The 1416-nt window shown below is 54.9% G+C and carries 1 protein-coding gene; it reads left to right on the forward strand.

Annotation, left to right across the window (positions count from 1 at the left end; genetic code table 11):
• Nucleotides 1-1416, forward strand: a 1416-nt coding sequence (locus FHW17_RS25100; protein ID WP_182511102.1) for an undecaprenyl-phosphate glucose phosphotransferase, incomplete at both ends; no start/stop codon positions are given.

Consider the following 1416-nt stretch of genomic DNA (forward strand, 5'->3'; position numbering starts at 1 on the left):
CTCAGCCCTGTCGCCTATCAGATAGCGTCGCAATATGCGCGCACCAGCAATTCGCCTGTCATGATCAGCGGAATCATGCGGATTGTCGAATTCCTGATCATCGTCCTGAGCGGGATCACCGTCTTTCTGATGTATGTTGGCCCCGCTGCAGGGGTTGTCTTCAGCTATACATTTGCAATTCTTGCAACCGCTATCGTCGGCGTGCTGGTGTTGGAACTGACGGATAGTTACCAGCTGGCAGTGATGCGCAATCCATTCACCCGGTTCGGCCGTCTGCTGGTGGCTTGGTCCGGTACATTTGCCCTGATGGCACTGGCGGCATTCTTCCTGAAAATTTCGGAAGCCTATTCACGCATCTGGCTTGGTGCCTGGTTTGTATCCGGACTGGTCCTTTTCGTTGTGTTTCGCGTGATCATGTCACGGCTTATTCGCCGCTGGGCACGCAATGGCAAGATGGAGCGCCGCGCTGTCATCGTTGGCGGCGGCAAGCCTGCCGAAGACCTGATCCGCTCGATTGAACAGCAACCCTATAATGATATCCGCATCTGCGGCGTGTTTGATGACCGCGATGCCAAGCGCTCGCCGCCCGTCGTTGCCGGCTATCCGAAACTTGGCAATATTTCCGAACTTATCGAGTTTGCACGTATCGCCCATATCGACATGCTCATCGTCTCCCTGCCGATCACGGCGGAAGAACGCGTTCTGGCGCTTTTGAAGAAGCTGTGGGTCCTGCCAGTCGATATCAGGCTTTCGGCGCACAATAATCACCTGCAGTTCCGGCCGCGCGCCTATTCCTATATTGGCTCGATTGCCATGATCGACCTGTTCGACAAGCCGATCAACGATTGGGATTCGGTGGCCAAGCGGGCTTTCGATATCTTCTTCAGCCTGTTCGGCATTATCGTTTTCAGCCCGATCATGCTGGCAACGGCCATCGCCATCCGCATGGAAAGCAAAGGCTCGGTCATTTTCAAGCAGCAGCGGCATGGCTTTAACAATGAAGTCATCGAAGTGTGGAAATTCCGCTCCATGTATACGGAGATGTGCGATCCGACGGCGCGCAATGCGGTGGTGAAGAATGATCCGCGCGTCACGCGTGTCGGGCGTATTATTCGCAAGACATCCCTTGACGAACTGCCGCAGTTCTTCAATTCGCTGATGGGAACGCTGTCGCTTGTCGGCCCCCGGCCGCATGCCATCTCCGCCCACACCCACGACCTTTTATACAATGAGGTTGTGGACGGTTATTTCGCCCGTCACCGGGTCAAGCCGGGCGTGACAGGCTGGGCGCAGATCAATGGCTGGCGCGGCGAGATCGATACGGAAGACAAGATCAAAATGCGCACAGAATTCGATCTCTATTACATCGAAAACTGGTCCTTGTGGTTTGATCTGAAGATTCTGTTTCTGACGCCG

It is taken from the genome of Phyllobacterium sp. P30BS-XVII (genome assembly GCF_014138335.1).
GTDB classification, from domain to species: Bacteria; Pseudomonadota; Alphaproteobacteria; order Rhizobiales; family Rhizobiaceae; genus Phyllobacterium; species Phyllobacterium meliloti.